This window comes from Actinoplanes rectilineatus, assembly GCF_000962825.1.
Classification (GTDB): domain Bacteria; phylum Actinomycetota; class Actinomycetes; order Mycobacteriales; family Micromonosporaceae; genus Actinoplanes; species Actinoplanes rectilineatus.
Genome location: NZ_JZKF01000007.1, coordinates 1 through 13,074 on the forward strand (window position 1 = coordinate 1; position 13,074 = coordinate 13,074).

The following is a 13,074-nucleotide window of genomic DNA, read 5'->3' on the forward strand; positions in this document are numbered from 1 at the left end:
ACCGCCCCACCACGAGACAGCGAACGCGCCCGATCACGGGAGCGGGTGCTACCGCCCCACCACGAGACAGCGAACGCGCCCGATCACGGGAGCGGGTGCGGCCACCTGCCGCAGCGGAAACGCCGGGCGGCAAAGGACCCCGATCATGGGGCTGGGGACGGCTGGCTACCCACTTGAGAGGGTGACGGCACCCGATCACGGGATGGGGTGCCGTCGCCTCCCGCACACGAAAAGTTGAGCGGGCGGACGCCGCGGCACGTGGGCGCGTGGGGCGGGAGCAGGCGACCGGGCCACGACGGGACGGCCCGATTGCCGAGGAAGGTGTGGCTCGTACAAGAAATAGAACGCAAATGATCTCGCCGCGGCGACATTTTAACAAAATTCAGGGCTCCTACCAGCAACAAGGAACACGGTCGGGTGATCCCGTGTCACCCGTACGGGAAAATCGAAGATGATGAGTCGGATGTGTAGTCGTGATATCACCAGACTGCTACCGACCGCCTCTCTCGGGACCGGCGGGTGGTGACCCGGTCCAGCAGCGCGCTCGTCGCCGTGCTCGGCGCACAGGCGTGCGCGCTCAGCGCTGCCCGGATGCTGCTCATCGCGGTGCCCTGGCTGGTGCTGACCAGCACCGGCAGCCCCGCGCAGACCGGCCTGGTCGCGCTCTGCCAGACCCTGCCGTACGTGGGGATGCAGATCGCGACCGGTCCGCTGATGGACCGGATCGGGCCGCGCCGGGTGGCCATCGCCGGGGACATGATCTCCGCGGTGGCCATGGTGTTGCTCGCCGCGGCCGGTAGCGCCCCGATGTGGATGTTGATGGTGGTGATGGCGATCGTCGGTTCGGCCGACGGGCCCGCCAACGCCGCGAAGTCGATCCTGCTGCCGACGGCCACGGCAGCAGCCGGACAACCGCTGGAACGCGGGACCGGGCTGGCCACCGCGGTCGAACGGGCCGCCACCGCGGGTGGCCCGGCGCTGGCGGGGCTGCTGATCGCCTCCTACGGGGCGCCGCACACGCTGTGGCTGACCGCGGCGCTGCTCGCCTCCGCCTCGCTGATCTCTTCGATGATCCGCACCGATCCGGCGCCGCCGGAGTCGGACGGCAACTATTTCCAGCGGCTGCGGCAGGGTGCCGCGCACCTGCACCAGGAGCGGTCGTTGCGGGCCCTGACCGTGATGTTCGTGATCACGAACTTTCTGGACCAGGCGTTCCTGACGATTCTGCTGCCGGTGTGGGCGCACAGCCGGGGGCACAGTCCGGCCTACGCGGGGCTGGCGATCGGGGTGTTCGCGGCGGCCGCCGTGCTGACCGCGCTGATCACCGCCGGGATCGGGGACCGGCTGAACCGGCGGGCCGTGTACCTCACCGGGTTCCTGGTGGCCGGGGTGTCGCGGTTCGTCGCGCTCGCCCTGGATCTGCCGCCGGAGCAGGTGCTGCTGGTGTTCGCCATCGCCGGTCTGGGGTCGGGGGCGGCCAACCCGATCATCGAGGCGGTGCAGTTCGAGCGGATCCCGCCCGGGTTGCGCGGGCGGGTGCGGACGTTGATCACGGCGTACGCGTGGGCGGGCATCCCCGTCGGCGGCATCGCCGGCGCCGCTCTGCTGGCCGCCGGGCTGACCGCCGCGTTGACGATCTGCGGGGCGGTGTACTTCGTCGCGGTCGCCTACCCGGGCAAGGGGGTGCGGTGGGATCCCGACGACCCGGACAGCGCCGAGCGCACCGTCACCGCCGGCCCCACGCCACCGCGGCCACCGACCCCGCGGGACGGCGGCCGGCTGGAGCGAGGCGCGGCCACGCTCGGGCTGGCCGGCGGCACGGGTTAGGGTGCGGCGTGGATGATCGTGTGCCGGGCTGGCTGTACGAGCGGGAAGCGGCCGCCGAACGTGAGGTCGGGGCGGCCTTCGACCTGACCGCCTGCGTGCGGGAGCCGATCCACCGGCTCGGTGGCGTGCAGTCGTACGGGGCGCTGGTCGCCGCCCGCGACGGTGTGATCGCGGTGGTCAGCGAGAACGCCGGGGCGGTGCTCGGTTTCCCGGGGCTGCTCGGCACACCGGTCGAGCGGCTGCTCGGCAGCGCCCAGGTGGCCGCGTTGACCGGGCTGGCCGAGGCGGACACCGGGCAGACCGCGATGATGCCGGTGGAGATCGCGGGCCGCCGGTTCGACGCGACGGTGTTCCGGTCCGACGGGATGCTGGTGCTGGAGTTCGAGCCGGGGAGCCCAGCGGCCGAGTTCCCGGCGTTCTACTCCCTGGTGCGGCAGGCGCTGATGCGGTTGCAGCAGGCCACGACGGTGGTGGCGGCCTGCCGGGCCGCGGTGACCGAGGTCCGGGCGCTGACCGGGTACGACCGGGTGGTCGCCTACCGCTTCGAGTCTCTCGAGGGGCCCGGTGAGGTGATCGCCGAGGATGTGGCCGAGGGCGCGGAGCCGTGGCTGGGCCTGTGGTTCCCGGCGACCGACATCCCGCCGCAGGCCCGCCGCCTGTACGAGCGGAACTGGATCCGGGTGATCGCCGACGTGGACGATCCGACGGCCCGGCTGGTGCCGCCGGCCGATCCGCCGCTGGATCTGTCGATGTCGGTGTTGCGGACGGTGTCCCCGTTCCACCTGGAATATCTTCGCAACATCGGGGTGACGTCGTCGATGTCGGTGTCGCTGCTGTCCGGCGGCCGGCTGTGGGGGCTGATCGCCTGTCACGGCACCACGCCGAACACCTTGAATCCGCAGGTCCGGGCGGCGTGTGAGTTCTTCGGTGTGGCCCTGTCGCTGCACCTGGCGGCGTTGCGGGAACGCGACGAGACCGCCGCCCGGGAGCAGTCGCGGACCGCCATCGCCCGGCTGATGGAGGGTTTCGGCCCGTGGCCGGCGGACCCGGCCGGGCTCGCCGGGGTGATCGACTGCGACGGGGTGGTGGTGCGGATCGCCGGCACGGTGGTGGCGCACGGCGACCTGCCGGATCTGCCGGGTCTGCTGGAGCGTCTGCCGGTTCCGGCGGCCGGTGCGGTGTGGCACAGCGACCGGCTCGGCGAGGACCTGCCGGACCTCGCCGGCCACCCGGTCAAGGGGGTGCTGGTGCTGCCTACCGGCGTGGACGGGGACTGCGTGGTGTGGGTACGCCGTGAGCGCACCGTGTCCCGGCGCTGGGCCACCGACCCGGCCGAGCCGGTGTCGCTGGGCCCGCACGGGCGGCGGCTGACTCCGCGCGGGTCGACGGCGGTGTTCCTGGCGTCGACCCGGGGACGTTGCAGGCCGTGGTCGGCGACCGACCTGGCGATGGCGGTGGAGTTGGGGCGGGCGCTGACCGGGATCGCCTTGGCGCATGCCCGGCAGTTGTCCGCGCTCAACGTCGAGTTGAGCCGCAGCAACGTCGATCTGGATTCGTTCGCGCACGCGGCCGCCCACGATCTGAAGGAGCCGTTGCGCGGGATCGCGAACACGGCCACGTTCATCGCCGAGGACGCGGCGGACGGGATGGATTCGGTGACCGTGCGGCGGCTGGAGTCGATCCAGCGGCTGGCCACCCGGATGGACGAGCTGCTCAACGCGTTGTTGTACTACTCGCGGATCGGGCGTACCGACCTGCACCGGCAGCCGGTGGAGTTGCGGGCGGCGGTGGCCGGTGCCCTGGAGGTGGCCGGGCCGCGGCTGGGTGAGCACGACGTCGAGGTGGTGCTGCCGGAGCCGGGGACGGTGGTGGTGGCCGATCCGGTGCTGTTCGACCAGGTGCTGGTTAATCTTTTGGTCAACGCCGCGAAGTACGCCCGGCCGGAGGGTCGCCGCACGGTTGCGGTGGGCGTCGATGAGGCTTCGTTCTTCGTACGCGACAACGGCATCGGCATGCCACCGCACCTGCGGGAGCAGGCGTTCCAGTTGTTCCGCAGGCTGCACCCGGCGGCGGCGCCGGGGTCGGGCGCGGGCCTGGCGATCGTGCGCCGCATCGTGGAGCGGCACGGCGGTCAGGTGTGGGCGGAGGAGTCCCCGGGTGGCGGCACGACCGTGCGGGCGACCTTCCCCCAGTAGTTCAGGGTCTGCGCCAGCACGCTCTGGAACAGGGCGAAGTTGAGCGGCTTGTAGATGTACGAGTCGGCGCCGGCCGCGTAGCAGGCGTCCGCTTCGGCCTGGTCCTCCGACGAGGTGAACACCACGACGGTGAGGCCGTCGAGGTCGCGGCGGGCCCGGATCCAGCGGACCACGTCCAGGCCGCTCTCGCCCGGCATGTTCAGGTCGAGCAGCAGCAGGCGCGGGTGCGGGGTGCCGTCGGCGAGGCGGGGCTGGACCTCCGTGCCGGAGCGGAAGAACTCCACCTGCACGTCGGGGTGGGACCGGCTGATCGCCCGGTCGATGGCTTCCACGTCCTCGTCGGTGTCCTCCACCACGAAGATCAGATCGTCGTTCACTCCGGTTGCTCCCCCGCGCGTATCGCCAGCACCGCGACGTCGTCGGGGAGGGTGCCGCCGAACGCGGCCGAGGCTCGGCTGAGTTCGTCGACCAGGTTCTCCACCGGGGCGTCCCGGAGACGCTCGAGGGTTTCCCCGAGCGCCTGCTCCTCGAACATGCAGCCGTCGGCGTCCCGGCTCTCGGTCAACCCGTCCGTGAAGATCACCAGCGTATCCCCGGGACCGAGCAGCACGCGGGACCGGCCGGTCCGCGGCTCGGCGAGCACCCCGAGCGGCACGCCCCCGCCGGTGCCGCGTTCGGCCGGGCCGCCGCGGCGCATCACCACCGGCGCGGGGTGGCCGGCGGAGGTCCAGTCCACCGCGACGCCGTCCGGTCCGGGGCGCAGCAGGGCGACGCCGGCGGTGACGAACCGCCACGAGCCGTCGAGGCGCAGCCGGGTGTTGAGCCGGTGCATGGCCCGGACCGGCGGGGCGTCCTCCTGCAGCAGCGCGGCCAGGGTGTGCCGGGCCATCCCGGTGAGCGCGGCGGCGTCGACGCCCCGGCCGCAGACGTCGCCGATCACTGCCGCGGCGGCGCCGTTCCCGGCGGTGACGACGTCGTAGAAGTCGCCGCCGACCTCGAGGATCTGGTCGCCGACGGTGTAGGAGGCGGCGATCCGCAGACCGGGGATCACCGGCAGGCGGGTCGGCAGCAGGTGCTGCTGCATGGTCACCACCTCGCGGCGGCGCTCCTCGTAGAGCGTGCTGTTGTCGATCGCGAGCGCGGCCCGCGACGCCAGGTCGCGCAGGAAGGACGCCGGTGGAACCTGGCTGTCGGCCCGGTCGAAGACGAAGATCAGGACCCCGATCACCCGCCCTCGGGTACGCAGGACCTGCGGTTCGACGATCCGCGCGTCGAGGGCCTCGGCGTCACCGGGTTCGGTTCCGCCGCCGCGGATCGTCCGGTCGGCCAGCGCGATCAGCCGGTCGGCGACGGCCGGGTCGCCGAGCAGGGCGGAGAGGCGGCGCATGTCGACGTGCACGGCGCTGCGCATCACCGGCTTGCCGTCCTCGACCACGTAGACCAGGCAGCCCTCGGCGATGGCCGGCACCGCCATCCGGGGCACCCGGCGCATCGTCTGGGCGGTGTCGAGGACCGCGTCCATCTGCAGGGACGCCTCGGCGAGCAGGGCGTCGCGGGTCTGCTGGAGCTGTTCGCCACGGCGTACCACGATGGCGCGGACCGCCTCGCGGGTGACCTCGACGACCTGGGCGAGGCAGGTGGTGATCCGGCCGGTGTCGGCGCCCGGTGCGGTCAGCACGAGGAAGGTGCCGGCGGGGTCACCGGCGACGTCGAAGCGGGACACCACGGCCTGGTCGGCCACGCCCGCGAGCGGGGTGCCGTCGAGTGGGATCACCCGGGGTTGTTCGCCGGCATCGGCGGACAGGGCCCGGGACACCTCGATCTGGGCGGGGTCCGGCTCGTGGCCGGACCACCGGTGCTCGATGACGGTGAGGCCGGGGCCGTGCCGCAGCCCCCAGACGGCGACCACTCCGGGCAGCGCCTGCAGGGGCGGTAGGACCAGGGCGGCCAGCTCGTCACGAACCGTGATCGAGGTGACCGAACGCCACAGGTGATGCAGCCGTGCTGCCCACTCCACCGCGGCCTCCACCGTCGTCGTCCTCCTGTCACCCGGGTGCAGTATCCCCGAGATGCTTGCACTACAGCAACAAACCCGGACCCTTCATTGTAACGAACACCAAACCGGCACTGAGCAGGACCTTTTCCCTCAGGGGACAGCCGGAAGAGCAAGGGTGAAGACCGAACCGCCGCCCGGCCGTGGCCGGTACGTGACATCACCACGGTTCGCCCGGGCCAGCTCCCGCACGATGTACAGGCCCAGTCCCGTCCCCCTCACCCGGCCCGCGGTCGCCCCGCTACGGGCGAACCGCTCGAACAGCTGCGGCCGGAACCCCTCCGGTACCCCGGCCCCCTCGTCCGTCACACCGATCAGCACCGTCCGGCCGTCCCGGCGCACGTCGACGGCGGTCGCCCCACCGCCGTACTTGGCGGCGTTGGACAGCAGATTGGTGATGATCTGATCCAGGTGGCCCGGCTGCACCAGCGCCGCCACCCCGTCCGCGCCGGAGAGCACCGGCTCGTCCCCGCTCGCCGCGACGGCGGCGAGCAACCGCTCCCGGACCGGGGTCGGCTCCGGGTGCGCGGTCAGCTTCCCGGCGTCCAGGGCCACCAGCGCGAGCACCTCCCGCACGATGGCGTCCAGGCGGTGCGCGTTGCGGTCGACCACCTCGACCAGCCGGCGCTGCCGGGCCGGTGGCAGGTCGTCCCAGTTGTCCAGGGCGGTCTCGGTGTTGCCGATGATCGCGCACAGCGGGTTGCCGATCTCGTGCCCGAGCATCCCGATCAGGTCCAGCTTGAGCTGGTTGGCCTCCTCCAGCTGGGCGTTCTTGGCGGCCAGCGAACCCATCGCGGCGTCCCGCTCGGCCTCGGCCGTCCGCCGGTCGGTGATGTCCTGGTACACGCCGATGAACCGCTCCGGCTGGCCGCCCGAGTCGCGTACCGCGGAGATGTTCATGTGCACGTCGAGCAGCGTGCCGTCGGCCCGGACCAGATGGCCCTCCGCGCTGACCGCGTCGCTCTCCCCGGCGAACATGGCGGCCAGCGCGGCGTGCCGGGACTCGCTGACGGCCGGGTCGTACACCCGGTCGGCTGTCGTGCCGATCAGCTGCTCCCGGGCGTACCCGAGCATCGCCGCGAACGCCGGGTTGACGTCCTCGATCGTGTCGTCCAGGCCGCGGATCATCTGGCCCACCGTCGAGTACGTGAACTGCGACCGGAACCGCTCCTCACTGGCGGACAGCGCCAGCTCGGCCGTCCGCCGGGCGGAGATGTCGGTGTTGATGGAGAGCACCCCGGCCGGACGTCCCGCCGCGTCCCGTTGCAGCGCCTGACGGCTGAGAATGGTCACCCTCCGGCCGTCCGCCCGCCGGTGCTCCAGTTCGCCTTCCCACTCGCCCTGCTCCAGCAGGATGCCGGTGACGCTCTCCCGGTCGGCGCCGCCCAGCCAGGTGGTGGCCAGCAGACGGTCCACGTCGTGGCCCGCCGCGACCTGCGCCGACCAGCCGTAGACCCGTTCCGCGGCCGGATTCCAGTACTGGATCCGGCCCTGGAGGGATCGCACGATCACCGCGTCCTGGGTGAGGTCGAGCAGCTGGGCCCGTTCGGCGATCTGGGCCATCAGCTGCGCCTGCCGGTCGGCGTCACCGGCGTGCCGCAGGGCCCCGCTGCACGCATCGGCGAGCAGGGTGAGCTGCTGCTCGTCGTTCTCGTCGAACGCGTGCCGGTGGTCCGCGCCGACGGTCACCGCACCGATCACCGACCCGCCGGCGAACAGCGGCGCGACCATCAGCGCGGCGATCCCGATCGCCCGGCAGGTGTCCCGGTCGGCGCCCGGCTCGGCCTCGACGTCCCCGCAGCGGCGGGTGACGCCGGTGGACATCGCGGTGCCGGTCAGCGACGTGCCCGGGTCCAGTTCCCGGCCGACCAGGAACGTCACCTCCGGCGTCGCCGCGGCCACCCGCAGCACACCGTCGTCGTCGAGCAGCGAGACGATGACCTCGGTACTGCCCGGCAGCGCCGCGGCCGTCCGGTCCACCACCAGCCGCACCACGCGCTCCCGGTCGGTCGCCGCCGCGGTCAGCTCCCGCTGCGCCGTGATCGTCGCGCGGAGGCGTTCCGTCTCGCGCTGCTGCGCCGCCTGCACCGCGGTCTGCACCTGCCGCTCCCGGGTGATGTCGCGTTGCACCACCACGGCGCCCAGCACCCCGCCGTCCGAGCCGACCAGGGCCCGGCCGGACACCAGCACCCGGATCGCCGGACCGTGCTCGGGGGCGATCACCATCTCGGCGTCGGTGACCTTGCCGTCGTGCAGAGCCCGGGCCAGCGGCACGTCCGCCGGGCCGAGCGGGGTGACGCCGTCGGCGTGGAACAGGCCGTACCGCTGGGCGTGCAGGTCCGGGTGCAGCTCCGGATCGGCGTCCAGCCCGTGGAAGTCCCGCGACGCCCGGTTGAACAGGGTCAGGTGGCCGGTCCGGTCCGCCGCCACGATGCCGACGTCGATCGTCTCCAGCACCGCGCCGATGAACTCGGCCCGGACCTCCAGCTCCCGGACCGCCACGGCGAACCGTTCCCGCTGCCGGTCGGCCTCCGCGGCCAGTTCCGCGTTGATCCGGGCCTGGCGGCGGCGCTCGAACTGGGCGACCACCACCCCGGCCGCGTCCACCGCGCGGGCCACCCGCTCGGCGCCGGCCTCGCCCGGCTCGGTGTCGAACAGGCAGAGGGTGCCGAGCGCGTGCCCACCCGGGGTGACCAACGGGACGGAGAGGTAGAACCGGACGTCGCCCAGGATGCCGGTCACCCAGGGGTTGGTGGCGTACCCGGGGTGCTCGCGGGCGTCGGCCAGACACACCGGCTCGCCGTCCTGGAAGTGGACCGCGCACATCGAGTCGGACCGGGCCGAGTCCCCACCGTCGAAACCCACCGTGGTCAGCTGGCACTGCCGGTTCTCGTCGATCAGGTTCAGGGTGCCGTACGGGACACCGACCGCGGCCGCCGCCAGCCGGACCAGCGCCTCCAACTCGTCACCGGCCGGCAGGTCCAGGAGTCCGTACTCGTGCAGCTCGGCCAGCCTGGCCCGTTCGTTGCCGCCCACTGGAACCAGCTCCCCCGGTCGCCCCCGTTTCGGGGCTGATCGGCAGCCGGAGCGCCGGGTCAAGCACTGGTCAGATGTCGATCAGCTCGACGGTCACCGCGGCCCGGTCGCCGACGCCGAGCGCCTCGGACCGGCGCACGTCGCGTTTGACGGGCAGGACGTAGGCGCCGCGTTTCGCGTCCGGGAAGATCGAGGTGCGCCAGGTGGTGGCGCCGATCGTCACCCGGACCCGGACGGAGCCGAAGCCGCGGCGCAGACCGCCGACCAGCTCCTTGATCTCCTCGGACTCGTCGGCCGGCAGCGAGACGAACGTCCAGCTGTCGCTCCGGGACTCCCACAACCACAACTCAGCCTCGAAGTCCACGCGCACCGGACAAGCTTAGGGCCCGCAACGCATCGATCATCTTGGCCATCACGCCCGGGAACGCCGACTTCGTGACCTGCGCCAGCTCGTCCCGTACCGCTGCCAGGTTGGGATAATCATTTTCGGACACCGATGCGTACGCCCGGGTGAGCGCCTCGACGTCGGACTGCTCCTGCCGCGGGGTCGTCTCGGCGGCGTCCATCGCGGCCAGGGCCAGCACCGCGTCGATGTAGTCGCTCCAGTGCCGGACCGCCTCGCCGGCCGGGAACCCGGCCCGGAGCAGCAGGCCGATGCCGATGTCGTCGGCGCGCATCTCGTTCGGTCCGGCGGTGAACCGGCTGGCCCGCAGCGGGGCCAGCCGCGGGTGGGCGAGCATCGAGGCGTGCACCCGTTCACCCATCTCGCGCAGCGACTCCGCCCAGTCCTCCCCGGGTTCAAAACCGGCCATCGAGTCACTGATCAATCTATCTGCGATCGCGATGAGCAGGGCGTCGAGATCCCGGAAGTAGCGGTAGACCGTGCTGGGGTCGGCTCCGAGTTCGACACCGAGACGCCGGACGGTGAGCGCGTTGCCGCCGGGCGCCTCGATCAGCCGCAGCGCCGCATCGATGATCATGTCCGGTTCGAGGACCACGCCGCTGCGCGTCGGCCGCCGGCGTACCCGGTTTCCGGTGGGTCGTGAGGTCGCCATCTGATCGGCTCCTTATGTCAACGCATTGACATAAGAATAGCCGGACGGTTTCCTGGGGCTCTGACCAGGGAGGATCAGCATGCAGGCGGACAGACCGGCCTACGACCTCGACATCAGGACCGAGGAGTCGCGGATCCGCACGGCACTCGCCGGCGCGGCCCGCACACCGTTCTGGCTCGAGGACCCCGGCCGTCCCGCCCCGCAACCCGCCCTGATCGGCGGCACCGACGCGGACCTGCTGATCATCGGCGGCGGCTACTGCGGTCTGTGGAGCGCCCTGCAGGCCAAGGAGAACGATCCCGGGCGCGACGTGGTCCTGGTCGAGAGCAACGAGATCGGCTGGGCGGCGAGCGGGCGCAACGGCGGATTCGTCGAGGCCAGCCTCACGCACGGACCGGAGAACGGGCTGCGCAACTTCGCCGTCGACCTGGCCGTCCTCGAAGCCCTGGCCGAGGAGAACTTCACCGAGTTCCGGACCGCGCTCGACCGGCACGGGATCGACGCCGAGTTCCACGAGGGCGGCGCGCTGGACGTCGCCACCGAACACCACCAGATCGCCGACCTGCGCGCGGCACCCGGGCGTTTCCTAGACCGGGACGAACTGGCCGGGCTGGTCCGCTCCCCGCTGTACCGCGCCGGCGCGTTCCGGGAGACCGGCGCGGCCCTGGTCCACCCGGCCAAACTGGCCTGGGGACTCCGGGCGGCCTGCCTGCGGCTGGGCGTCCGCGTCTTCGAGCACACCCCGGTGACCCGGCTCGCCGACGAGGGCGGTGCGGTCCGTGCCACCACCGGGATGGGCACCGTCCGGGCCCGGCAGGTCGTGCTGGCCACCAACGGCTTCCCGTCGTTGCTGCGGCGCAACCGGATGCTGACCCTGCCGATCTACGACTACGTCCTGATGACCGAACCGCTCACCGAAGCCCAGATCGACGACATCGGCTGGCACGGCGGGTTCGGCATCTCCGACTGGTCCCGGCAGTTCCACTACTACCGCAAGACCGCCGACAACCGGATCCTCTGGGGCGGGTACGACGCCGTCTACCACCGTGGCGGCGGCGTCCGGCCCGAGTTCGACCAGCGCCCGGAGACCTTCGCCCGTCTCGCCGACCACTTCCTGCGCACCTTCCCGCAACTCGGCGACGTCCGTTTCACCCACAGCTGGGGCGGCATGATCGACATGTCGACGCAGCTGGCCGCGTTCCAGGGCGTGGCGATGGGCGGGAAGGTCGCGTACAGCAGCGGTTTCACCGGTCTCGGTGTGGCGGCGACCCGGTTCGCCGGCACCGTGATGCTGGACCTGCTGGCCGGCGCGGACACCCCGCGGGCCCGGCTGCGGATGGCCACCCGCCGGCCGCTGCGGATCCCGCCGGAGCCGCTCGCGTACCCGGCGGTCCAGGTCATCCGCCGGGCGATAGCCCGCGCCGACCGCAGCGGCCGTGACGGGCTTCTCCTGCGAACCGCCAGCCTCTTCGGCTTCTCCTTCGACTCCTAAAGTGGCGGTATGAGTGGTGCCGACGCCTTCCTCGACGAGCTCTCCCGCAGCGGGCTGCCACCGCTGATCGGCAAGCGCCACGCCGGGGACGGGTTCCGGGCCGGGATCGTGGTCCGCGACCTCGGGCCGCTGCGGCTCGCCGAACTCGTCACCCCGGAGGGCGAGTGCTTCCGGACCGCGCGGTCCGCCCGGGACGCCGACGCCGGCATGTGGCAGCTCGAGCTGGTGACCCGCGGCTACGTCCGGGCCGAGCATTCCAACGGCACGGCGGTACTCGGGCCGGGCGATCTGATGCTGCTCGACCCGGCCCGCCCGGTCAGTTTCGCCACCACCGACACCACGAGCGTGACGATGATGGTGCCGCGGACCACGCTGCGGCTCGCCGCAGCGGACGTCGATCGTCTCGCCGGGGTACGCATCCGCGGCGATCACGGTCCGGCGGCCCTGGTAGGCGCCCTCGCCCGGGACATGGCCCGCTCGGTGACGGGGTTCCGCGACGACGAGGCGGCCCGGTCCGCCGATGCCGTGATCGCGCTGATCGCCGTCGCCCTGGCCGCCCCGCTGCGCGACGTCCGGCCGGCCCCCGACGACGTCCTGCGCAACCGGATCACCGGTTTCGTCGAGGCCCGTCTCAGTGACCGGGGCCTCTGCCCGGCGGCGGTCGCCGCCGCGCACCACATCTCGCTGCGCCGCCTGCACCGGCTCTTCGAGGGCGAACCGCTGACCGTGGCGGCCCTGATCCGCCGGCGCCGGCTGGAACGGTGCCGCGCCGACCTGGCCGCCGGGCACGGCGTCGCGGCGGTGGCGGCCCGGTGGGGTTTCGCCGACCCGGCCCACTTCAGCCGGCTGTTCACGGCGACGTACGGCTACAACCCCTCGACCCTGACATCCGGGCGCTGATGTCCAGCCGGTTGGCACGGATCGTCACGGCTTCTCCCTCTCGGCCCGGCGAGGATCGGAACCTCAGGAGACATCGAGAGGGCAGAACAGTGGAACAGAACGTCGCGTCGATGAGCACCATCCCGCTGCGCATGTACGAGGCCTGGAACCGGGGGGATGTCGAGGGCTTCTTCGCCGACTTCGCGGAGGACGTCGTCTTCGCCGAACTGGAGGGGACCGTCTACCGCAGCCGCACCGAGGCGGTGGAGCAGCACAAGGTGCTGCTGGGCACGGCGATGAAGGGTTCGCAGCTGGTCAAGGGCGAGGTGGTGGTCGCCGAGGAGGTGAGCCCGGGCGTCGGCGTGGTCCACAGCCGGGTCGGCATCCTGATGCCGGGCGAGCAGGAGCCGCCGGCGACGCGGTTCTCCATGCAGCTGTTCGTGGTGCTGTGGCGGGCGGACCGCTGGGAGGTGGTCGCGCTGGAGAACGCCCGGCTGCTGACCCTGCAGGCGATGGCGGCCCTGGAGACGCTCTAGG

The 13,074-nt window shown here is 72.3% G+C and carries 10 protein-coding genes; 5 read left to right on the forward strand and 5 right to left on the reverse strand.

Annotation, left to right across the window (positions count from 1 at the left end):
* The first annotated feature begins 519 nt into the window (after nucleotides 1-519).
* Both WH85_RS07515 and WH85_RS07520 read left to right on the forward strand, forming a co-directional pair.
* The gene (locus WH85_RS07515; RefSeq protein ID WP_063775471.1) at nucleotides 520-1,827 is read left to right on the forward strand and encodes an MFS transporter; all 1,308 of its coding nucleotides are present in this window, start codon (nucleotides 520-522) and stop codon (nucleotides 1,825-1,827) included.
* A gap of 8 nt (nucleotides 1,828-1,835) precedes the next feature.
* Nucleotides 1,836-4,022: an ATP-binding protein gene (locus tag WH85_RS07520; RefSeq protein WP_045741000.1), complete on the forward strand. Its 2,187-nt coding sequence runs from the start codon at nucleotides 1,836-1,838 to the stop codon at nucleotides 4,020-4,022.
* On the opposite strand, the gene WH85_RS07525 is transcribed toward WH85_RS07520, so the two are convergent.
* The 5 genes from WH85_RS07525 to WH85_RS07550 form a co-directional block, all read right to left on the reverse strand.
* Nucleotides 3,959-4,399 (reverse strand): response regulator, encoded by a 441-nt coding sequence (locus tag WH85_RS07525; RefSeq protein WP_045741001.1) that lies wholly within the window; start codon nucleotides 4,397-4,399, stop codon nucleotides 3,959-3,961. The genes WH85_RS07520 and WH85_RS07525 overlap by 64 nt on opposite strands.
* Nucleotides 4,396-6,039, reverse strand: a complete 1,644-nt coding sequence (locus WH85_RS07530) for a PP2C family protein-serine/threonine phosphatase (RefSeq protein WP_157410871.1) — start codon at nucleotides 6,037-6,039, stop codon at nucleotides 4,396-4,398. Before WH85_RS07530 ends, WH85_RS07525 begins: the two co-directional genes overlap by 4 nt.
* A 129-nt stretch (nucleotides 6,040-6,168) precedes the next feature.
* The gene (locus WH85_RS46775; protein ID WP_052720228.1) at nucleotides 6,169-9,111 is read right to left on the reverse strand and encodes a PAS domain S-box protein; all 2,943 of its coding nucleotides are present in this window, start codon (nucleotides 9,109-9,111) and stop codon (nucleotides 6,169-6,171) included.
* 70 nt (nucleotides 9,112-9,181) lie between these two features.
* Entirely contained in the window at nucleotides 9,182-9,481 is a 300-nt protein-coding gene (locus WH85_RS07545; protein WP_045741002.1) for a DUF1905 domain-containing protein, read from the reverse strand.
* Nucleotides 9,459-10,166: a TetR/AcrR family transcriptional regulator gene (locus WH85_RS07550; protein ID WP_045741003.1), complete on the reverse strand. Its 708-nt coding sequence runs from the start codon at nucleotides 10,164-10,166 to the stop codon at nucleotides 9,459-9,461. Before WH85_RS07550 ends, WH85_RS07545 begins: the two co-directional genes overlap by 23 nt.
* A gap of 79 nt (nucleotides 10,167-10,245) precedes the next feature.
* Between WH85_RS07550 and WH85_RS07555 the strand changes: the two genes are divergently transcribed.
* From WH85_RS07555 to WH85_RS07565, 3 genes are all read left to right on the forward strand, one after another.
* Entirely contained in the window at nucleotides 10,246-11,658 is a 1,413-nt protein-coding gene (locus tag WH85_RS07555; RefSeq protein ID WP_045741004.1) for an NAD(P)/FAD-dependent oxidoreductase, read from the forward strand.
* A gap of 9 nt (nucleotides 11,659-11,667) precedes the next feature.
* Nucleotides 11,668-12,558, forward strand: coding sequence for a helix-turn-helix domain-containing protein (locus WH85_RS07560; protein ID WP_045741005.1), 891 nt, complete (start codon nucleotides 11,668-11,670; stop codon nucleotides 12,556-12,558).
* A 110-nt stretch (nucleotides 12,559-12,668) separates the two neighbouring features.
* A complete protein-coding gene (locus WH85_RS07565; RefSeq protein ID WP_045741161.1) occupies nucleotides 12,669-13,073 on the forward strand; it encodes an SgcJ/EcaC family oxidoreductase in 405 nt (134 codons plus the stop codon).
* Nucleotide 13,074 lies beyond the last annotated feature (1 nt).